This window comes from Mangrovibacter sp. MFB070 (genome assembly GCF_000705335.1).
Classification (GTDB): Bacteria; Pseudomonadota; Gammaproteobacteria; order Enterobacterales; family Enterobacteriaceae; genus Mangrovibacter; species Mangrovibacter plantisponsor.
On record NZ_JJMI01000019.1, the window covers coordinates 347,053 to 366,031 of the forward strand.

The 18,979-nt window shown below is 43.4% G+C and carries 23 protein-coding genes and 1 pseudogene; 11 read left to right on the plus strand and 13 right to left on the minus strand.

The features are described 5' to 3' along the window. Window positions 1-41: 41 nt before the first annotated feature. The 3 genes from DT73_RS08185 (at window position 42) to DT73_RS08195 (ending at window position 1,334) form a co-directional block, all read left to right on the plus strand. Window positions 42-593, plus strand: coding sequence for a hypothetical protein (locus DT73_RS08185; RefSeq protein ID WP_036106754.1), 552 nt, complete (start codon window positions 42-44; stop codon window positions 591-593). A 96-nt stretch (window positions 594-689) separates the two neighbouring features. Continuing rightward, complete coding sequence (locus DT73_RS08190) at window positions 690-956, plus strand: hypothetical protein (RefSeq protein WP_036106756.1); 267 nt, start codon at window positions 690-692, stop codon at window positions 954-956. A 168-nt stretch (window positions 957-1,124) separates the two neighbouring features. Beyond that, window positions 1,125-1,334, plus strand: coding sequence for a YdgH/BhsA/McbA-like domain containing protein (locus tag DT73_RS08195; protein ID WP_036106759.1), 210 nt, complete (start codon window positions 1,125-1,127; stop codon window positions 1,332-1,334). Window positions 1,335-1,394: 60 nt separating this feature from the next. Here the strand turns inward: DT73_RS08195 and DT73_RS08200 are convergent, their stop codons facing one another. Next, window positions 1,395-2,324: a DMT family transporter gene (locus DT73_RS08200; protein ID WP_072006917.1), complete on the minus strand. Its 930-nt coding sequence runs from the start codon at window positions 2,322-2,324 to the stop codon at window positions 1,395-1,397. A gap of 200 nt (window positions 2,325-2,524) precedes the next feature. Then, window positions 2,525-3,601 carry a protein adenylyltransferase Fic gene (gene fic / locus DT73_RS08205; protein WP_036106762.1) on the minus strand — a complete coding sequence of 359 codons (1,077 nt, stop codon included), beginning with the start codon at window positions 3,599-3,601 and terminating at the stop codon, window positions 2,525-2,527. Window positions 3,602-3,980: 379 nt separating this feature from the next. Between fic and DT73_RS08210 the strand changes: the two genes are divergently transcribed. After that, a complete protein-coding gene (locus DT73_RS08210; protein WP_036106765.1) occupies window positions 3,981-4,397 on the plus strand; it encodes a lysozyme inhibitor LprI family protein in 417 nt (138 codons plus the stop codon). A 13-nt stretch (window positions 4,398-4,410) separates the two neighbouring features. Here DT73_RS08210 and DT73_RS08215 read toward each other — a convergent pair whose 3' ends face one another. Beyond that, window positions 4,411-4,650, minus strand: coding sequence for a helix-turn-helix domain-containing protein (locus tag DT73_RS08215; RefSeq protein ID WP_036106768.1), 240 nt, complete (start codon window positions 4,648-4,650; stop codon window positions 4,411-4,413). A gap of 288 nt (window positions 4,651-4,938) precedes the next feature. Here DT73_RS08215 and DT73_RS08220 point away from each other — a divergent pair, with 288 nt between their 5' ends. After that, window positions 4,939-5,202 carry a helix-turn-helix transcriptional regulator gene (locus DT73_RS08220; protein WP_036106771.1) on the plus strand — a complete coding sequence of 88 codons (264 nt, stop codon included), beginning with the start codon at window positions 4,939-4,941 and terminating at the stop codon, window positions 5,200-5,202. Between the two features lie 117 nt (window positions 5,203-5,319). After that, window positions 5,320-5,649 (plus strand): annotated as a pseudogene (locus DT73_RS08225) (hypothetical protein); the annotation flags it as partial. Window positions 5,650-5,871: 222 nt separating this feature from the next. On the opposite strand, the gene DT73_RS08230 reads toward DT73_RS08225, so the two are convergent. The 7 genes from DT73_RS08230 to DT73_RS08260 form a co-directional block, all read right to left on the minus strand. Continuing rightward, a complete protein-coding gene (locus DT73_RS08230) occupies window positions 5,872-6,189 on the minus strand; it encodes a DUF1493 family protein (RefSeq protein WP_036106775.1) in 318 nt (105 codons plus the stop codon). Then, window positions 6,173-6,460 carry a contact-dependent growth inhibition system immunity protein gene (locus DT73_RS08235; protein WP_036106779.1) on the minus strand — a complete coding sequence of 96 codons (288 nt, stop codon included), beginning with the start codon at window positions 6,458-6,460 and terminating at the stop codon, window positions 6,173-6,175. The genes DT73_RS08230 and DT73_RS08235 overlap by 17 nt, the downstream gene beginning before the upstream one ends. 113 nt (window positions 6,461-6,573) lie before the next feature. After that, window positions 6,574-7,059 carry a type VI secretion system tube protein TssD gene (locus DT73_RS08240; protein ID WP_036106783.1) on the minus strand — a complete coding sequence of 162 codons (486 nt, stop codon included), beginning with the start codon at window positions 7,057-7,059 and terminating at the stop codon, window positions 6,574-6,576. 19 nt (window positions 7,060-7,078) lie between these two features. Beyond that, window positions 7,079-7,405, minus strand: a complete 327-nt coding sequence (locus DT73_RS08245; RefSeq protein ID WP_036106785.1) for a DUF1493 family protein — start codon at window positions 7,403-7,405, stop codon at window positions 7,079-7,081. Further along, window positions 7,399-7,848, minus strand: a complete 450-nt coding sequence (locus tag DT73_RS08250; RefSeq protein WP_036106787.1) for an STM2901 family protein — start codon at window positions 7,846-7,848, stop codon at window positions 7,399-7,401. Before DT73_RS08250 ends, DT73_RS08245 begins: the two co-directional genes overlap by 7 nt. A 177-nt stretch (window positions 7,849-8,025) precedes the next feature. Beyond that, window positions 8,026-8,451: a hypothetical protein gene (locus DT73_RS08255; protein WP_036106790.1), complete on the minus strand. Its 426-nt coding sequence runs from the start codon at window positions 8,449-8,451 to the stop codon at window positions 8,026-8,028. A gap of 154 nt (window positions 8,452-8,605) precedes the next feature. Further along, a complete protein-coding gene (locus DT73_RS08260) occupies window positions 8,606-9,478 on the minus strand; it encodes a phosphorothioated DNA-binding restriction endonuclease (RefSeq protein ID WP_036106793.1) in 873 nt (290 codons plus the stop codon). 798 nt (window positions 9,479-10,276) lie between these two features. Here DT73_RS08260 and DT73_RS08265 point away from each other — a divergent pair. Together DT73_RS08265 and DT73_RS08270 are read left to right on the plus strand one after the other, a co-directional pair. Further along, on the plus strand, window positions 10,277-10,858 hold the full coding sequence (locus DT73_RS08265) for a glycoside hydrolase family 19 protein (RefSeq protein ID WP_036106797.1): 582 nt from the start codon (window positions 10,277-10,279) through the stop codon (window positions 10,856-10,858). Beyond that, window positions 10,855-11,190, plus strand: a complete 336-nt coding sequence (locus tag DT73_RS08270) for a hypothetical protein (protein ID WP_036106800.1) — start codon at window positions 10,855-10,857, stop codon at window positions 11,188-11,190. Before DT73_RS08265 ends, DT73_RS08270 begins: the two co-directional genes overlap by 4 nt. Window positions 11,191-11,725: 535 nt before the next feature. Here DT73_RS08270 and DT73_RS08275 read toward each other — a convergent pair. Together DT73_RS08275 and DT73_RS08280 are read right to left on the minus strand one after the other, a co-directional pair. Further along, window positions 11,726-12,151 (minus strand): hypothetical protein, encoded by a 426-nt coding sequence (locus DT73_RS08275; RefSeq protein WP_036106803.1) that lies wholly within the window; start codon window positions 12,149-12,151, stop codon window positions 11,726-11,728. Next, a complete protein-coding gene (locus DT73_RS08280; RefSeq protein ID WP_235234446.1) occupies window positions 12,129-12,374 on the minus strand; it encodes a polymorphic toxin type 44 domain-containing protein in 246 nt (81 codons plus the stop codon). Before DT73_RS08280 ends, DT73_RS08275 begins: the two co-directional genes overlap by 23 nt. Window positions 12,375-12,859: 485 nt before the next feature. Between DT73_RS08280 and DT73_RS08285 the strand changes: the two genes are divergently transcribed. Together DT73_RS08285 and DT73_RS08290 are read left to right on the plus strand one after the other, a co-directional pair. Beyond that, complete coding sequence (locus tag DT73_RS08285; protein WP_036106806.1) at window positions 12,860-13,267, plus strand: hypothetical protein; 408 nt, start codon at window positions 12,860-12,862, stop codon at window positions 13,265-13,267. Then, window positions 13,268-14,572, plus strand: coding sequence for a DUF6575 domain-containing protein (locus DT73_RS08290; protein ID WP_036106809.1), 1,305 nt, complete (start codon window positions 13,268-13,270; stop codon window positions 14,570-14,572). Window positions 14,573-14,616: 44 nt separating this feature from the next. On the opposite strand, the gene DT73_RS08295 is transcribed toward DT73_RS08290, so the two are convergent. After that, window positions 14,617-15,138, minus strand: coding sequence for a hypothetical protein (locus tag DT73_RS08295; protein ID WP_036106812.1), 522 nt, complete (start codon window positions 15,136-15,138; stop codon window positions 14,617-14,619). A gap of 338 nt (window positions 15,139-15,476) precedes the next feature. Between DT73_RS08295 and DT73_RS08300 the strand changes: the two genes are divergently transcribed. Continuing rightward, window positions 15,477-18,905 (plus strand): DEAD/DEAH box helicase family protein, encoded by a 3,429-nt coding sequence (locus tag DT73_RS08300; RefSeq protein ID WP_036106815.1) that lies wholly within the window; start codon window positions 15,477-15,479, stop codon window positions 18,903-18,905. Window positions 18,906-18,979: the final 74 nt, after the last annotated feature.

The following is an 18,979-nucleotide window of genomic DNA, read 5'->3' on the forward strand; positions in this document are numbered from 1 at the left end:
ACTATGAGGCAACAATAACATACGGTTATGGAGTGACAGTGATGATCAAACGGGCAACATTAGCCGCCCTTTTCCCGGCAATACTTCTGGCTGGCGGGTGCGATGATGCATCCAAAGATAAAGCGGATACCGCAGAAGCGCCAACCACAACACAGGCTGGCAAAACAGCCCCCGGCGCTAACGACCTGGATAAGCGGCTGGCAGAGATACGCTCACAATCCACATCAGCAAAAATTGAAGAATTTAATCAGTTAAAAGATAACGACCCAAAGTTACTGCAAAAATCCGTCGTGGCGGAAGTTAAAAAACAGCTGCCATTATTAATTGATGATGCCACCATGATGGAGGATGTCTCTGCAGAGGGAAATACATTCACTTATAAATTCGTAATTAAGGGGCTCCCGGCCAGTATTACGCAGAATGAGGAATGGCGCAGTAATATGCAGAAAGTGATCATCACGAATTATTGCTCCAACGATAACCGGGTGAAAGTTTTCCGCTCACTATTCCCGGATGGAGCGGTGTATAACTATTACCAGGACAACAAACTTATCTATTCCTGGAAAGCACAGCCTGCTATTTGCAAGGAATAGTGGCACCAGTACGGCTGGCGCAGCCTGCAGGCGGCTCCAGCCAGTGTTCGGCAGTGTTATTTGTTAGCAGCATTGTTACCTCGCATGGAGTCCCCTATGCCAGTGTTTATTTTCTTAAAAAAGGGCGGCCAGATTACTGTAGTGGAGAAAGCCGATGCCACTGAGGCAACCCGCCTGAAAGCACAAGGTTATGAACAGCAGTTTGAGGAAATTACCGCCCCCAATGCCGCAAAAGCACTGGCCCGCTTTCGCGATATTAAACAGGATGAAGAATCAATACAGCATGGGTTTTCTACTGGCGCGGCATTTATTTCCCTGCTTGTAGTACTGATGTTCATCATCAGTTTTTTCTTGCAGAGATAACCCACCCCGTAGCGGAACACTGAGGCCGTTTACCCCAGCAATATACTTCATATTTTTTGAAAGAGATCCGCAAATTGTTTTGATTTTAATCACTGCATGGCAGGCCTATGATTGTTCACATCAGGGCAACACAGCCCTACCGAACAAAACCATTTAAGGAATACGACCATGAAATCTATCAAAACTTTCGTTGCAGTTGCCGCTCTTTCTGTTATGTCCTTCGGTGCTTTCGCTCAAAGCGTAACCGCCACCGCCTCCACCCTGGACGGTGCTGAAGCACAGATTGCTGCTCAGGCTAAACAGGCTGGCGCTTCTTACCGTATCACTGAAGCCAATGTGAATAACGGTGTACATATGACTGCTGAACTGACCAAATAAGCCAGTACCCAGGCGAAAAAAAACCACCTTAACCGGTGGTTTTTTCGTTTCTGAGCCCATTCAGCCTTTACGGCTGGCCAGCGTGACACCAGCAATTATGGCGGCAATACCTGCCAGGTGAAACAGGCGGAACGGTTCACCAAGAAACACCAGCGAAAGCACCACCCCGAACACCGGAATCAGGTGGATACACAACCCGGCGCGGGCAGCTCCGATAGTTTCCACACAGCGCCCATAAAACCAGTAAGAAATAAACGACGGGCAGACACCCAGAAACAGCACCGCCGACAACGTGGTGGCATTCCACTGCACCGCCAGCCCGCTGATATGCTCATGGAGCCAGAGCGGCGACACCACCAGCAGCGTAATTAGCACCTGCACCCACAGTAACCCCATGCGGTTAATTTCCGCTGGCAGTTTACGCAGCCAGAGTGTGTATAACGCGAAACTTGCCATGGCCCCGAGCAGCATTACATCCCCGGAAGAGAACGCCAGTTGCATAAGCCCCTGCAGGCTGCCCCGGAAAATAATCACCAGCACACCGCAAAATGACACCGCAATACCTGCCACCTGTAACCCGCCAAGGCGTTGCTGATAAAACAGCGCCCCAAACAGCATAATCAGAATAGGTACACAGGAATTCAGCAACAGGGCATTGGTGCCGGATGTGTGGTGCAGGCCGTAGTAAACCAGCAAGCTAAACGCAGTAATGCCGCTGAGCGACAGCGCGATAATACGCAGCGGAACCTGTAAATAGCGGCGAAAATCCCGGCGGATAAACGGCGCGGCAAAGGGGAAAATAACCACCAGCGCCACCAGCCAGCGGAAAAAGGTTAATGTTGCCGGGGGGATATCATTGCGAATAGCCCGCCCGACAATAAAGTTACCGGCCCATAATAAAGGCGGGATAATAAACAAGAAAAAGGCCACCAACCGCGCAGGCGGTGCGCCGCTGGTTTTCTCCAGTGCTGCAGATGATTCAGAAGCCACCCTGTTACTCCTTATTTTTCTCCCCCGCACAGGTCTGGCTGCGCACCGCGGGCAGAATGCTCATTGTTTTCCTCATCATCTCTGGTTTTCGGCTATTTGGCATTAGCTGATTGGCACTTTAATGCAAATTGAGTGGGGGTGGGAGGAACACAGAAGGCGTTGCGGGCGAAAGTAAACAACCCGCAAAAAGCCAGTGACCACTACTGATTCAACTCTTGCAGCAACCTTGTGTTGATATACAGTTTTTCGCGCCCCACAGCCATTTCTTCCAGCACACCAATATCGACCAGTTGCTTAAGGTATACGGATGCTGTCTGGCGTTTAGCCACACCACGTTCTACAAGGTTTTCAATCCGGCAATAGGGTTGAGCAAACAGCGCCTGGATAAGTTCATGAGTATAAATTTTGGGTAGTTTTTCACGCACAAACTCTGCGATTTCTGCCATCAAAGCCCGAACAACTGAAATTTTATTCGTCGTCCACCGAGACGCGTTTTCTACTGCATCCAGCATAAAGAGTATCCAGGATTCCCAATCGCCTTCTGCGGTCACTTTTCTCAAAAGGGTGTAGTAATCATCACGCCTTTCCAGAATAAAACGAGACAAATACAAAATAGGTAGCGAGAGCAGTTCTTCCTGAATTAAATACAGGATATTCAGTATACGGCCTGTTCGCCCATTACCATCGGGAAATGGGTGAATGCACTCAAACTGATAGTGCGCAATAGCCATTTTCACCAGCGGATCTAAATCATCTTCACGGTGTATAAACTGTTCCCAATTCGCCAGTAAATTACGGATAGCGTCTTCACCAACTGGTGGCGTATATACCACTTTGTTGTTCTGATCCCGCAGGACTGTACCCGGTGTTTTCCGGACATCTGTTTGCACAGAGCGCAATTTGGTGCTGATAGCGACCGCGGTATTTGTACAGAGTGGATAGGTTTCAAGGTGGGTAAAACCATCATAAAGCGCAGTACGGTAGCGCAGCGCTTCTTTGGTTGCAGGATCGGCCTTATCGGCGTGATCTGCATACTGAAAAAGCTGATCGCTGGTCGTTACAATGTTCTCAATGCGTGAAGAATCTTTTGCTTCCAACATGGGCAGAATATTTATCAGCAAGCCCTGGTCGGGGATCAACTCACCGGCCGTTTTCAGCTCGGCAATGGCTGCACGCGCACTAATGCATGCTTTAAGAACATTGCGTGTTTCAACCCTATCCAGTTCGGGCGGCAGCACTGGCAGTGCGTTGTAAGGCGTTTGCGGATCCCAGTTCATATGTTTATAAAAACCGTTTTAATCGACACATCACCATACTATGCCGATACGCGACACACGTCACTCCAATATGTTTAAAAAAATGCATTTTATCGACATATCGCCAGGACGTGTCGATACCATAAACATGTTTGGGCTATATGTTTAAAAAAACGTGTTTTATCGACATATCGCCGGAACGTGTCGATACCGTAAACATGTTTGGGCTATATGTTTAAAAAAATGCATTTTATCGACATATTGATGGTGGGGTTGTAAGCCTGGCAAGGTGCTTAATGCCTGAGTGGTTCTGGTTCGGTGAGTAAAGACAGACCGGGAAAACCTTAAGCAAAAGCGAGTGCTATAATACTAATCCCGTTCCTGCTTTGGGAATACCACTATGCCTTTAAAACACATCCCGTGCGCTTTGCTGCTATTACTCCCCTTTTCAGTCTTTGCCGCGCTCCCAGGAGAGAGTATTGATAACGCGCTTCTACAGTGCAAAAACAACGCAGAAAATACACTTGCATCGCAACTCTGCTATAAAACCGCCATTACACAATGGGATGCTGAATTGGGGAAACAATATAAATTACTCATGAACGGGCAACCAGAAAACGTACGTGTCGCGCTACGTGACTCACAACGGTTATGGATTAAATACCGGGATGCATACATTGAGGCGATGAAAACATATTACCAACAAGAACAAGGCACCATATGGGGGCTTGTGGCAGCTGAGAGCATAATGAATATTACTCGCGACAAAGCGCTCGACTTGTATCGTTTAAGAAACAGCACAAATCTGGGTGATTAAATGGATAAACCGCTCACTCATCGACCTCGTCTTTCTCAAACGCAAACAGTGCGCTGATATCAACATTCAACCCTCTGGCTAATACATTGATCACTTCCAAAGTAGGATTACGGACTCCGCGTTCAATGCCACTGACATAAGTCCTGTCCAGCCCGCATTTATCCGCAAAGGCTTCCTGAGAAAGACCAGACTGTAATCTGAGTTTCTTGATGTGTGCGCCAAAAAACGCCTGAATGTGCGAGGATTTTTTCATCCCGCTAACATGGCCTGATGTTGCTTATCAGACCACGGACTATAAGTCACAATTAACACACAATTACCCAGACAGATCGCAAACCAGTGCAAAACCATCAAGAAGCCGACTGAACAAATACAACGAATGTAACTGACGCCATTCATTACATATTCTTTCAGCCTGCCACGAGTTTCCAATCACAATTGATGTCGTTATGTTGATTATAGTTAAACGGACTATAAGTCACATTTCATTCATGTTAGCCTCTCAAAAAGTGACTGATAGTCTACAAAAGGAGCAATTATCATGACCAACACAGACTGGCATGCAGCAGATATTATTGCCGCACTGCGTAAGAAAGGGACTTCCATGGCCGCGGTTTCCCGGGAAGCAGGGCTGGCATCTTCCACGCTCTCGAATGCACTTACCCGCCCCTGGCCCAGAGGTGAAATACTGATTGCAACGGCAATTGGCGTGGATGCCAGCGAGATTTGGCCGAGCCGTTATTTTGATAAGCAAGGAATGCGGATAGACCGCGCAGCCATGATGCGTATAAAGAATGCGGTTTGATTATTCGGCACGCCCGTAAAGGGCGTGTTTGGTGATTCACAGCCATTCCATGCAAAGGCAGAGCATAAAAACACGGATATTCTCAAGTAACCTGGCTTGCATCCCTTTGCCTGATTGCCTGAGATAAGCGACGTCGTGAAATCCGTGGAGGAAGAATTTGGTTTTGCCGCGATCCCGGTTGTCTCACTACCTGATTTGTACGGCGACAAGCTATGTGCTGCGTTAGAGTCATTTAAACGTGGCGAGCCTGACTGGAATTTAGCACCAGAGCCCCACATTCAGAATTTGCCAGCAGTTCAATGGAAGCTGCGCAATATTGGACGGATGTCGGAGGGAAAGCGCGCGCAGTCCCTGGAAAAACTGGAAAAGGTCATAACAGAATGGCTGGGGTGGTTTATTAAATTCACTATAGTTACACCAATAGTGAAACTATATAATTTTTTATAAACCAGAAAGGTTCTCCCCGGGATCAATTGCCTTCCAACACTTAAAACCAGGGTTGCTATTGGCCTTGTTGGCGACCTGGTTTGCCAGTGGACCGTCTCACGAATAAGTGCTTTATGATGCACGCTCGTTTTCTGCATTGGTTGTAAATTTTAAAAGTGAATTATCGATAGCCTTACTCGTATTATCAGCAAATACAGAGAAGGGGAATAGTCACATATAAAATTAGTCATACAACCATTTTCCGGCTTTAGCCGATTCAATTACCATTTCCAGAGTTAGCATTTTAAACCTGTGGTTACGCCAATCTTTTTTAAGCCTAAACTGCCACCAGTAGAACTCCGGCATAAAATAGTTATCTAAATTAAAATTTCCGTGAGCAATACCGTACCGCGTAAACAGGTCAAATAACATTTCCTCCAAATCCTCTTGTATGAAGTTAAAATGTTCTTGAAACGACCATTCTTTCTGTGCAGGATTTTTTCGTTCACCGTATTTCTCGGTGACATAATCTAAAAGTTCCTGTTCATCGGATAACAGCATTCTGAACCTGCCGTAAAAAATCTTCTGGCGTTGTTCCCCACAACTCAGTCAAGAAGTACTCGCCATATCGAGTTCTGAACGCATGATCTAACTGTGAGCCCTGAGAGAGAAAAACACGGATATTCTCAAGTAACCTGGCTTGCATCCCTTTGCCTGATTGCCTGAGATAAACATCAATTTTCGGCCTGATTTCATCACTGCCATCAATCAAGCCACAGTCACGCCCAAAATAGTTCATGATGAGGTTATCCAGCTCAAGCTCTTTATTCATATCAGAACCCGGAACAATTTATATTGAAGCCAGAAAAATAGGGCTTCTCATTGTAGGAAGTTATCTCAACCCGATAGTCATTTCACCTGATAGCACATCAATCGCATTTTCTTTTATGCTTGATTCTTTTCATTCCATGAGTCAGAGTGAATTATATTTCCGTGGTTATGTAAGTGAGTGATTTTTTCATAGCTTAATGAAACATCTTCCATATGCCCCGTACCTGTCACTGTGCGCGTATCGTGCATAACAGGACTAACGCTAACAACCCGAACATTCTCTAAAGTGATTGTGTAGTATTCTTCTTCCTGCCCGCTGTAATTAATATGATAAAACTTAAACTCAGCACTTTTTAATACCTGACCTGTTGCAACCGCCTTGAACAAATGAGGGGATGATTTATCTATCTCTTTTGTGAAGTTGAATGGCGTATGCTGGCGATTTCCTGTAATTTTTCCGGTTAACATATCAGTAGGTATGATTAGAGAATGTTGCAAGCTACGTAGTTCAATGCTTCCTTCACGCCCGTGAATATCACAAGACCCCATAATCTGCGATCCGCCGTCATCATTCAAAATCAAGTGGACTGGCACAGCCATTTTTAACGCTCCTTGCTAATTAATCGTACAACCATTTTCCGGCTTTAGCCGATTCCGCAAACATTCTTACAGTGAGAGGTTTCGATATTTGTTCAACAGGCTTAGATGTAAACCACTTTCTAAAAAACCATATCTTAAACCATGGATAATAAACATTATATGTCATCATAGAAAGATCAACATTAAACTTATCACTATATTTATCCATGCAAAAAGCCAAATCATCGGCCTCTGAATATTCTTGTAATATGTCATCTAACTGTAATGGTATTAACTTTCCTGTGAACGTGCCCAACACAGGGAGCTGTTCACGAAAAAACTCTAATACTTCTTGTTCAGTTACCATATGCGATCTTTCTCGTGGGCTATAGTGTTATAATCTCTCACTGTTTTATAGACGATCTGGCTAACATCACTTGCTACAATCGCCCATCCAACAACTGGCAACCCCCTACCAATAAATGCACCTAAATTAGTTACATACTTTGGCTTTAATGTTGCAATGCTTGCTTCCGTGATAGTAGGCAATCTTATTGGCATTTCAACATTCAGTAGTTGACGAAGATATTTAGAGGCAATAGAAGTACCTGCTGTTGTTCCATATGGTTTACCCCTTGTTTTTAACAGAGGCAAGCCAAGAATAATGCAACTCATTGCTACAACGTCTTTAATCCCACCAAACTGATCATTTATTTTGTCTAAAAAAATCCAGAAAAATAGTTCACCCGAAGAAATGTTACAGACACCTTTATAAAAATATGTTCCGTTTAGTTGCTCAACTGTATCCATCAGTACCCCTTCACTCCCTGTGTTTTGTATGCTTATCGTACTATTTGAGTAATCGGGCAGGCGAAGGTTTTTTGCCGGGTAAATTCTGAATTCAGGCAATAAGTGATCCTGGTGGGAAAGTGCAAACGGCAAGACTGGCTTAACCGGAACCATCGCTGTTGGTAAACCAGAGCATAGTTAATTATTTAGTTCTTTAACCAGCTCAGCCTCGCCAGTGGCGGTGTTAAAATGCAGATAAAAGCAATCACCACTACCCTGATTTGGCTTCGCCCATAACTCCGCCTGCACCACCCCACCATAGCTTCTGGTATAACCTAGCTGAATCAAATAATCCCGCAACGGCTTAATACTCGTCACCCCCCTAAAAATAATCGCGTTTGACGGTGCATACCCATCTCCTGGATATGATTTAAAGTAATAATCACCTGCAATACGAGGAGCTTTTGCAATATCTTTATCGGTCACGAAGTGATAATAGAAAAAGTCATTTTCAGTGTATGTGGTCGATTCATTGATACCAGAGGCGATAAAAAGCTCAAGTAGCAAACCAAGGATAAAAACTGAGATAATTAACAGAATGACCCACTTTAATAATTTAAACATTATCACTGTGCCCATGTGTACCTAAATTAAGTGCCATTATTGGTAATAACGCGAATAACTCCACAGGTAAAATCACCCCAGGGGTGATTAATACAAGAAGCCATGCCAGGGAAACAGAATCGGGCTGAACCAGCATTACGGGTTGTAGCACTGTTCAGGTTTTGAATACCTGTTTACGATGCCAGCCAACATATTGTTCAGTAGGCCACAGCGATTTGTCGTGAGGAAGGTGTAACAACTGGCCGTTCCGTTGCCAGAATAAATTGTCTACCACCGGGCTACGGCTAACGCCGCCAGAGATGCGGATAGCCAGATTTTCATCCAGCCCGAATGCGCCCATATCAAACGCATCATGGTGCAGCGAACACAGCGCCAGGCCATTATTCACCTCACACGGCCCGCCATAGGCTTTCCAGTGAATGTGGGCGGCTTCAATACCAACCAGCGCACCATCCAGCCGTAAGTCGTAACCGCAGAAAGCACACCGGGAATGGTAAGCCCGGAGTACAATATCCCTGAAGCGCGGATCTCGGTTTTTTGACTTGTCGATAAAATCAAAACCCAATTGGTTGGCGAGGATCCGCTGAATACTTTCGGGGAAGCGATCTGTCAGGATCTGCTGGGCCAGTTGGTCGATTTGCCCGGGATGTGTAAGTAGCGACTGATAAGCCGTTTCATCAAAGCCACCCATCACTTGGTTATCTATCAGCTCTTTCTTTGTTGGTTGGGTGTTACCACTGCGGGGTTTACAGCCTTCAGCGTTGGTGATTTCCCAGAAGCCATCAGTTCGGAGTCGCCAGAATGGCATGTTGGGGTAGTCAGTGCGCCGTTTGGGGCCAAACTCTTTCAGAAGGTAAGTAAGTTGTTCGTGGATCTCCAGGCCGTAGTTGAACAGGCGCGGGTGGCCTGCTTTGTACTGAGACAACACATACAACAGCAGCAACGGCTTATGCGGCGCGCATACGTCCCCCTGACGCCACACAGAAACGTTGGAGATGGCCGATTGCAGCACTTCGCGAGATATCATAGGAGTTAACCGGGTAACATACTGATGTTGTTGCGATCATGCTCGCAAAAGCAGTGAAATTCAATTGTTGACTGTTGCGTTGTGCGGAGGGAAACCGATGCATTATGTCTTTTGACCTGCTCTCTATGGTTTACGCTGAACTCATAAGTGAGGAAAAGATCGCGGAAAGCCTTGCAGATATTGAATTTCAGGCGCAGAAAAACCACTTATGCAACTTGATTAATGCGAAGGCCGGACTCAAATAACGATTTAATTTCATGAAAAATATAGATAATTTAAAACAAGCAATGATAAGTGCCCCTTTTTGTGCCCCCATGCTTTACCAGGACAATACATCATATAGATGCCTGCTCTTCACTCCATGCCAAAACTGATGCCTTTGGTTGTGGGAGAAAAAGTTTTTTTAGAGAAAACTGTTCACAGTGTTCACTGAGCATTTTTATTATTAATATTCAACAAATTACAATGTAAACACCTGGGGAACAGTGAACACTTTACTGTTCACTTTTGCCGTTTTGCAAGATATAGATGCCTGCTCTCCAGCCAGTTAGGTGGTTTTACCGACTCAACAGGTAATAGACTTCCCACATAAAAAAATCAGCCTACAGCCACCTTAAGCGCGTAAAGTGTATGTCTTTGCAAAATTTACATATCGCTTCAAATGACCTGCCCCTGATGTTCAGTCACTGGTAAATGTTAGGAATTTTCCTATAAAACCAGTAAAAGTAAAAATATATACCAATTTTTCAATAGCATTAGTTAATAATAATAACATGAGTTATTACAAGGATGCGTCAAATGGTTGAGGTCACAGCCAGTATGCTCTGGAATATAGCCAGGCACTACAGGCATATTCAAAGTCTTTTAAATTCACAACATTACAATGTACAAGCAATAGCCCCACATTTGAACCAGTGGTTTACTGTTTATAGCATTAATACGGAATTAAGAGTCGCTCATTTTCTCGCACAAGCATGCATCGAAACGGATAACTTTGCTCGACTCACTGAAGTTCCAAGAGATGGTGGCAGAGAATATGATGCCGGAACAAGGATTGGCCGTAATTTGGGGAATACAGAAGTAGGTGATGGTCCGAAATTTATAGGTCGTGGATTGTTACATCTGACCGGTCGAGAAAACTATACTAATTTCGGTAGTGAATTTGATAAAGATTACACCACCGATCCCACCATTGTTGCAAGAGATCCATATGTTGCCGTTAAAGCAGCCTGCTACTACTGGGACCTTCGGCATGTTAATACAGCAGCAGACAAGGATGACGTACGGAGAGTAACCCATTTAGTCAACGGTGGTTATAATGGGCTACAGGAAAGAATCGGAGCACTATCCAGGGCTAAAAGAGAGCTAGGAATAATATGAAAAAACCGATAGCTATTATTACTTTATTATTACTGACAATATCATTTTCATCTTTAGCAAAAGAACAAGAATCCGCCTTAACTTGCAAAACCCAGGCATTATCTGAGGCAAAGAAATTACTTGCATTTTATAGTGAAGATGATGACAGAGCAAACATCGATTCTGACGTAACTCCTTTAGCTAAAATTCAAAACCCAGAAAATAAATCTCAATACTTCGATGTATTACAAGTTTGGGGTTATATTTACAAAGGGAAATACCGAATGAGATTTATCTATTTTAATGACTGTACTCTTATGGGTGAAGAAATTTTAGAATACGCTAACCTGTAAATTAATTGTTTTATATATCGTGTGGGGGGGCCACCCCCTACCTAATGTCATTCCATCCACAATGTATTACGATGATAGCTATCTTTCCTGAAGCCGAATAAAACACTCCATTCTACTGTTCATTACGGCTGATTTTCAGGTAAAAAAAGACCGGCATCAGCCGGTCAGGGTAGTTTATTTCGCGGTAGGTTGCAGCCAGTCGGCGTTGCTTTCCTCTTTCAGTGTGAGGTTGGTCTACATGCCCTGATTTGTGCGTCGTTTGTCGTAATTCAAATACCGCGTAATGACGAACTCACCAACTTATGATCAGCAACTGGTCCTGGTTCGCTCTTTCAGTGGATTGGGTGGGGAACAGCCATTCTTACACTGAGGGTTGTCACAGTTAGACATTTATTTTGAAGGGCGGCTGAATAATATGATGACGCTATAGTAATTTTAACGTAACAAGAATTCTGAACGCTCTCATAAAAACGCGCCAGAAAGCTTCTGACGGCGTTTTATACGCATAATTTGTTAACTATCTCATCGCCTCATACTAATTATTTGCCTGAAAATTAATGTGTGGTAAATGTGTTTTACCCTTTTCCCTATAGATGACGGAATTACTGAACGAGAAAATTTTTCCACTGTATTTAATATTGATGTTATCCCCATCAGCACTCACATTCGCAGCACTACCCGCAGCAACCAAGAATGGAACCTGCTTTGCAAGGATGGCGGATACATTACCTTCCAGCTTCCCAGATAAGTAATACCGATAAGAGTCAGCCACAGTAGCCCCACCAGCTGAATATTCTGTGACATAAAGCCAGGTGCTGTCGCTAATTTGTTGTGCACTCACCAGTTTATCTTCTGCTCTGTTATTACCGCCTGAATTGAGCATCACAAAACCAATAACAATGATCAGTAAGATGGCTGTCAGTGCTCGATGAAACCACTTAATAGCCGTTTTCAATGGCATACTTGACCCCATCCTCTATCCAATACTGATCCTGTGGATCATCACCGTAAGGTGCATCCTTATACCACCTACTCCATTCTGGCCTTGAAGTTCCGGCACGGCTTTGCGCCCAGCCTGCTCCCATCAAGAGAATTTTTGCCGGAATACCAGCCGCATATCCCGCAGCACCAAAATTGAAATTACCGAACTCGGCCCGGCAACAGGTATTGAAGATATTATTCATCACTCTTTGCATAAATCCTTATAAAAGGTATGCGTATTTCGACACATCACTAATAAGTAATACTCTGAAAAATCAGGCTGTTCAATAACGGCAAAGCGCGGTGAGAGGATGATGTGGGCGGGTGGTGTTTCCGAGTTATAGAGTCATACTTGGAACATGCGATAATCATTTCTCTTCTCGAATTGGATGCCCCCTTGTGCCATCCTGCCCTATAGTCGAACCGTTGTAGGGCCAGACCTTACTTGGCTTCACACATAGTTTACAACCTCATTTGACTTACATTTTTTGTAATCGAAATCTTGTTTTTAGAGCCACTGTTCGTGTTAAAAAAGTTTCTGCAACAAGAAAATGCGACTAGAATGGAGACTCTCTGGATCAGACGAAATGCATCTGCGGCACTCATTTGATTCAATATCTTTTTAGGATAATGCAGGTCCAACACTCATGACCGGATCTGATGTTGAACATGTTAAAGAAAACACGAGATGAAAGACGAAAATAAGGATAGTTGGCCCGACTTCTTTCCTCCTGAACTGGAGCTACCTCCCAAAGATGCAGTAGACGCTGAAGGAACTGTCTACCGGTTTGTAAAATCGATACCGCCTACAGAAACCTGTTTTTTAGCAACGCATCAGGAACAACCTCACAGGCATGAACGATGTGAGACGCTTGAAAAAAAACAAGCGGTATACGGAACTAGTGTATGGTCCAGCAAAGAATTATTACTGGAAGCGATAGCGTTCCTGCCACAAGGACTAGGACAGCGTAAACTAGCATGTGGGACAGTCAGTTCCAACATGGGAAAAATGCGAAAAACGCTTGAGGATGGCCATTTAACCCTATGGCTCAAAAAAAACAGTAACATCCATCTGAATTTCAGCGAGGTGAAATAAATGGATATTTTCGCCCGTCATCCTTCTTTTGGTAAGCTTAGGATTATAAATGTTTACCTAGAATTTGATGGACCTAAAATTTTCTATGCAGAAAATGAAACTGGTTCCACTTTTTTTGTTTACTGGATTGGTGATGATGCCAGTTTTGATAATTGGTATGTAATCCCGTGTTCAAAAGCAAGGATCATTGCTTTTGAAAAAGAAAAAATAAGTTTACGTAACATCCTTGAGCATCAAGAACAGGAATATTTTTACGATATCAAAATACCTTTTTCTGCTGATGATGAAATGGAAATTCATTTTAAGCACAAAAACAAAATAGCTGAAATCAGCCTTCCAAAGCCTGAAATTTATGTCAAACGAGTTGTTATATATGCGCCCAGCTTGCTTGAAAACAATCTCATCCCGACACATGAGATTATCGTATCGAAAACGAATAAAAAATCAAAGAAAAACATCACACTAGAGGGGATGAGTCAAGTATGTGATCGATTCAGCGAACTAGTACTCGGCTTCAATAAATCTCGAGGCGTGAAGGGAAATCTGCAAGCGTTAAATGCACGGTATGGCTCTTTTGCCATTTCACTGCATGCAGAAGAATTGACTAAATTTGAAAGTTTCTTGAACCAAGTATCAACACTTATGGTCCATAAGAAGGATATAATACCTTTACTAACTCAAAGTGATATTGATATAAAGGTATTCCTTAACTTTCTGAAATCGATTGAGTTATCTAGTATTGATTTTGAATTACGTTCATCCGCTGATACTAGTAACACTATAAAAATATTCAAAATAGATGCTGAAATTTATTTATCACGACTTAAGCATCGTGCACTAACATATATATCATCAATAAAAGTGCCACAAGGAAATGATATTGAGAAAGTTTTCTTGTATATCGAACTCAAATGGAATAACGAACCTATCACGGCAGAAACATTAAAAGTTAATGCGCGACTTGTTGATTATTATAAGCATTCAGCACATATTCTAGGATTACTTGAGTTCAATGGTGAGTTAACACCGCAGGGACAACGAGTTGCCCTCTCAGATCTACCAACAAAATACAGGATTACAGCAAATGCTTTTGAAGCAAGTGAGTGCGCTTGGGCATGGATGAATCATTGCGACATTACTAGCCTTGCTGATATCGATCCGGGGACGGCAGAAGATTTTTTAACTAAGTGCTGCCCTTCGCTTACAGGAGATACTATCCCACGAAGAGCTAATACATTAGTGTCATGGTGCAGGCAGTTAAAGGATCATTATGTTCATGGGAATGTTTCTCCCAAAGAAAATTAAAGTATCTAATTAGTACTATCAAAATAAAGAGAGCTTGGCTCTCTTTATTCTTCTGATACGTGTTTTGATAGTTTCTGCAATTTCATAACGAACACATCCCAGTTATAAGAGCAGATTGCGCCAAGGGATAAATAACCAATTTTCACACTAGTCTGCGCTGCATTAATACTCGCCCCACCGTTCAAAACCATTAGTCCACTGTATAATAGACAAAAAATTAGTATACCTATTACAATAGATAGCATTGGAGCCATCAAATATCCCCACAGATGGTCAATATCCAATGTTTTCGTTACAGCAGAATATTTATGTAAAGAGGTTATGCCTAATGTAGCCCCACCAAATAAAGCACCGATTATAGTAAATATCGCGAGCTTTATTTCCTCATTAGCAACAAAACTGTCCGATGGATGAATTAAATTGTTCAAAAAACCATAATCACCAGCCCATGACAAAAAGAGGTATTTTATTGTAAAAAGTGTATAGGTCATGATATAAATAAATATAACAAACGATAAAAGAAGGCGCCATCCACTAAATCCAATCTTTGTTGATTCGCTACTCACATTAATATTCCTTCATGAAACAAGCTGCTACTGTGTTGAACGCATAATAACCCTTTTAGTTTTTTTTGTCTCGAGCCATTATGCAAGCCAGCAGTATACACAACTGCCATCTGTCGCAATTACCTTGATACGTTCCTTCTCCCAAAGGTGATTATACTTTCACAATTGCCCTGCTTCCCCCTTAATCCTCATCACATGCCTTTGGTTGAAGCTAACTTTCTAAACTATAAGCATAAATTTACTGCTAAACCTTTTCTGCAGCTCACACAAATCACCTACAAACCTGTGATAAAATCAACTGATATCTAGTTGTATCCATTTCATAAGGCAACGATTTAATGGAGCAGTCTCGCAATTTTGAAATGCTACGCAGTCAGTGGCCTGATTTAGCAAGCCTTGCGACCGCAGCAGAACAGTACGTCCATTCGGATCCAGAAAGTTGCTTAGTTAAGCTACGTAACTATGATGAGCAAATTGTCCGCTGGATCTACCGACAGGAACGACTTCCTGAAGGCTTCAAAGCTAGCTTGTATGATCTGATGAATGCTTCTGTATTTACTAGCATCATGCCTGAAGCAATTGTAATGAAAATGGACGCCCTGCGCATTCATGGCAATCGTGCAGCTCATGGCAGCACCATTAAAGCTCAGGATGCATACTGGTTGTTAAAAGAAGCATTTCTATTAGGGCTATGGCTTTACGTTCGTTACGCTCAGGGAAATGTTGATGACTGCCAACCTTTTGCTCTACCTCCATTGTCTGATGCTCTAAATACTTCAGTTAATCTTACAGAACAGCAAAAACGTTTAGATACGGCGATCAAAGATCTTGATAGTGCTCGCGAGCGGGAAATTGCGCTTCAGCGCGCATTGCAAAAAGAGCAGGAAAAAACAGAAATACTTGAACAACGCCTGCATGAAGTAAAAGATCGTAACCAGCAAGTTGCTGACATTCTCTCACTGGATGAAGCTGAAACTCGCCGACATCTGATTGACTCGCGCCTCATTGCTGCAGGCTGGGATGTAGCTCCCGACGCTGCTAATACTGAGCAGGTGTCTCAGGAGCATCCTGTTAAAGAACAACCAACGATATCAGGCAACGGATTTGCAGATTATGTACTATGGGATGATAGCCACAAACCGATTGCCGTAGTTGAAGCCAAAAAAACTAAAGTCAGTCCAGATAAAGGTCGGACACAAGCCAGACTATATGCTGATTGGCTGGAGAAAGAATACGGCCAACGTCCTGTTATTTTTTACACCAATGGTTACGATATTTATCTGTGGGATGACCATAAAACTCAGGGCTACCCGCCACGCAAAGTATTCGGTTTCTACAGTAAAGAAAGCCTGCAATATCTGATTCAACAACGCGAGACCCGCTTACCACTGAATGAAGTTCCTCACGCCAGAGACAGTAAAGGTGAGCTTGTCGCTGGCCGCTTGTATCAACAAGAAACCCTGGCGAGGGTGAGTGAACGTTTTACACAGAAATATCGTCAGTCGCTCATTGTACAAGCTACTGGCACGGGGAAAACTCGAGTTGCTATCGCTTTAAGCAAACTAATGATTGATGCCCGCTGGGTCAAGCGTGTGTTGTTCCTTTGTGACCGTAGAGAACTACGTAAGCAGGCAGGGAACGCGTTTAAACAATACATCAGTGACCCTATGTATGTCGTTGGCGTATCTCCAAAGAAAGATATGCTTAATGCCCGTGTCTATATAGCGACCTATCCAGGGATGATGAACATCATGGATCGCTTTGATGTTGGTTATTTCGATCTCATTATTGCTGATGAATCACATCGTTCCATCTATAACGTATACGGTGATTTGTTCAAATATTTTGATGCGTTACAGGTAGGCCTGACAGCGACCCCTATTGATATGGTCAGTAAAACTACTTTCGGACTGTTTGGCTGTGAAGGGCGCATTCCTACGGCCAACTACAGCCTGGAAGATGCAATTGCAGACAACAATCTGGTGCCATATGAAGTTGTCACCCACACTACACAGTTTTTACGTGAGGGAATCAGGCGCGATAACTTAAGCAATGCTCAGATACGTGAACTAGAAGAACAGAATATTGATCCCAACACACTGGAGTTTGATAGCAAAGCCATCGATGATCGGATCTTTAACCGAGACACTAACCGGCTCATTTTACGTAATCTTATGGAAAATGGCATCAAAGATAAAGACGGCCAGCTTCCCGGCAAATCAATTATATTCGCCAGAGGGCACGACCATGCCATCTTGTTGAGAGATCTATTTGATGAAATGTACCCGCAGTTTGCTGGTCGCTTTTGTCAAGTTATTGATAATCAGGAAACCAGGTCGGAGCAGCTGATCGAAGATTTTAAAGGGTTGGATGAAAGTACCAACAAAGAGCTTATCATCGCAATTTCGGTTGATATGTTGGATACCGGCATCGATGTACCAGAAATCGTCAACTTGGTTTTTGCAAAACCCGTTAAATCGAAAGTGAAGTTCTGGCAAATGATTGGCCGTGGAACACGTTTAGCTAAAGGTCTGTATGGCGTTGATGAGAATGGAGAATCGCTGGATAAAGAGAAATTCCGCATCTTTGATCACTGGGGTAACTTCGAGTATCACGAACTAAATACCGAGGAAGCCGAGGTCACAACCAGTAAGCCCTTAGCACAGAAACGTTTTGAGGCATGGATTGAACTAGGCCGGGCAGCATTACGAAAGTTTGATAAACAAGCAGTTAATCGAGTAGCCGCACAACTACTGGTACAAATTAATACTCTGGATGACAAATCCATTGCAGTGCAAGAAAGATGGCAGCAAAAAGCACAATGTAGCGATGAAAGGCTCTTGCAACAATTTGCCCCTCAGACCCAACAGATATTAATCGATTTTATTGCTCCACTAATGCAATGGGTAGATGTACGCGGCCAAAGCGATGCTATGCGTTTTGATATGGATATACTAGCTGCACAAACAGCCCGTTACACCAACATAGAAGAACTTGATGTACTCTGGCCTACTGTAGTTGAAAAGCTAGAAAGGCTCCCACCTCATTTAGTGCAGGTACAGCAACAAGGGGCTCGCATAAACAATTTGCGAGAACTTTCTTGGTGGAAACAAGCTAGTTTTGATGATTTCGAAGATATGCGTATCCATTTACGTGGCATCATGCATTTGATGGAAAAAGAAGTCATACCTCAAGTTGGAACGCTAACGGTAGATGTTACTGAGGATGTAACTCAGATAGAAACCGGCATCAGGAAAACACAAGTTCGAACTATAGATTTCAGACTTTGGCGTCAACAGGTTCAAGGGGCACTGGAACCATTATTCCAGCAAAATCCCGTGCTCAAGAAAATTCGCCATGGTGAACCAGTGACACCTGAAGAGCTAGATGAATTGGCAAAACTTGTGCTAATTCAAAACCCCAACGTCGATATTCGCGATCTGAAAAGCTTCTTTCCTCAAGCAACTGCCAGTCTGGATAAGCTGTTGCGGACGATTATCGGTATGGATGGGCAAGCTGTTACCGAACGCTTCGCTATGTTTGCATCTGAAAATCACCTTAACAGCCAGCAGATTCGTTTCCTGGAGATGCTCAAAAACCATATCCGTGATTACGGTACTATCGAGATGAAACAGCTCTTCGAACAGCCATTTACCCAGATACATGGTGAGGGTGTCACCGGAATCTTCCCGGATATGCAGCAGATCGTGACATTGCAAAAAATCGTAGAAGAGTTGGGTGTAGTCATTCCGTCACCGGCGCTATAATGCTCCCATTCAAGCCTCGTACATCCCGGGGCTTTCTCTTTTCAGAGCTGCCATCGGTAGCGATAAACGTGAAT

Bases quoted from the DNA above. Each gene is read 5' to 3' on its own strand.
- DT73_RS08185 (WP_036106754.1), top strand. From the start codon at position 42: ATGATCAAACGGGCAACATTAGCCGCCCTTTTCCCGGCAATACTTCTG.
- DT73_RS08190 (WP_036106756.1), top strand. From the start codon at position 690: ATGCCAGTGTTTATTTTCTTAAAAAAGGGCGGCCAGATTACTGTAGTG.
- DT73_RS08195 (WP_036106759.1), top strand. From the start codon at position 1,125: ATGAAATCTATCAAAACTTTCGTTGCAGTTGCCGCTCTTTCTGTTATG.
- fic (WP_036106762.1), bottom strand. From the start codon at position 3,601: ATGAACTGGGATCCGCAAACGCCTTACAACGCACTGCCAGTGCTGCCG.
- DT73_RS08210 (WP_036106765.1), top strand. From the start codon at position 3,981: ATGCCTTTAAAACACATCCCGTGCGCTTTGCTGCTATTACTCCCCTTT.
- DT73_RS08215 (WP_036106768.1), bottom strand. From the start codon at position 4,650: ATGAAAAAATCCTCGCACATTCAGGCGTTTTTTGGCGCACACATCAAG.
- DT73_RS08220 (WP_036106771.1), top strand. From the start codon at position 4,939: ATGACCAACACAGACTGGCATGCAGCAGATATTATTGCCGCACTGCGT.
- DT73_RS08230 (WP_036106775.1), bottom strand. From the start codon at position 6,189: ATGCTGTTATCCGATGAACAGGAACTTTTAGATTATGTCACCGAGAAA.
- DT73_RS08235 (WP_036106779.1), bottom strand. From the start codon at position 6,460: ATGAATAAAGAGCTTGAGCTGGATAACCTCATCATGAACTATTTTGGG.
- DT73_RS08240 (WP_036106783.1), bottom strand. From the start codon at position 7,059: ATGGCTGTGCCAGTCCACTTGATTTTGAATGATGACGGCGGATCGCAG.
- DT73_RS08245 (WP_036106785.1), bottom strand. From the start codon at position 7,405: ATGGTAACTGAACAAGAAGTATTAGAGTTTTTTCGTGAACAGCTCCCT.
- DT73_RS08250 (WP_036106787.1), bottom strand. From the start codon at position 7,848: ATGGATACAGTTGAGCAACTAAACGGAACATATTTTTATAAAGGTGTC.
- DT73_RS08255 (WP_036106790.1), bottom strand. From the start codon at position 8,451: ATGTTTAAATTATTAAAGTGGGTCATTCTGTTAATTATCTCAGTTTTT.
- DT73_RS08260 (WP_036106793.1), bottom strand. From the start codon at position 9,478: ATGATATCTCGCGAAGTGCTGCAATCGGCCATCTCCAACGTTTCTGTG.
- DT73_RS08265 (WP_036106797.1), top strand. From the start codon at position 10,277: ATGGTTGAGGTCACAGCCAGTATGCTCTGGAATATAGCCAGGCACTAC.
- DT73_RS08270 (WP_036106800.1), top strand. From the start codon at position 10,855: ATGAAAAAACCGATAGCTATTATTACTTTATTATTACTGACAATATCA.
- DT73_RS08275 (WP_036106803.1), bottom strand. From the start codon at position 12,151: ATGCCATTGAAAACGGCTATTAAGTGGTTTCATCGAGCACTGACAGCC.
- DT73_RS08280 (WP_235234446.1), bottom strand. From the start codon at position 12,374: ATGAATAATATCTTCAATACCTGTTGCCGGGCCGAGTTCGGTAATTTC.
- DT73_RS08285 (WP_036106806.1), top strand. From the start codon at position 12,860: ATGAAAGACGAAAATAAGGATAGTTGGCCCGACTTCTTTCCTCCTGAA.
- DT73_RS08290 (WP_036106809.1), top strand. From the start codon at position 13,268: ATGGATATTTTCGCCCGTCATCCTTCTTTTGGTAAGCTTAGGATTATA.
- DT73_RS08300 (WP_036106815.1), top strand. From the start codon at position 15,477: ATGGAGCAGTCTCGCAATTTTGAAATGCTACGCAGTCAGTGGCCTGAT.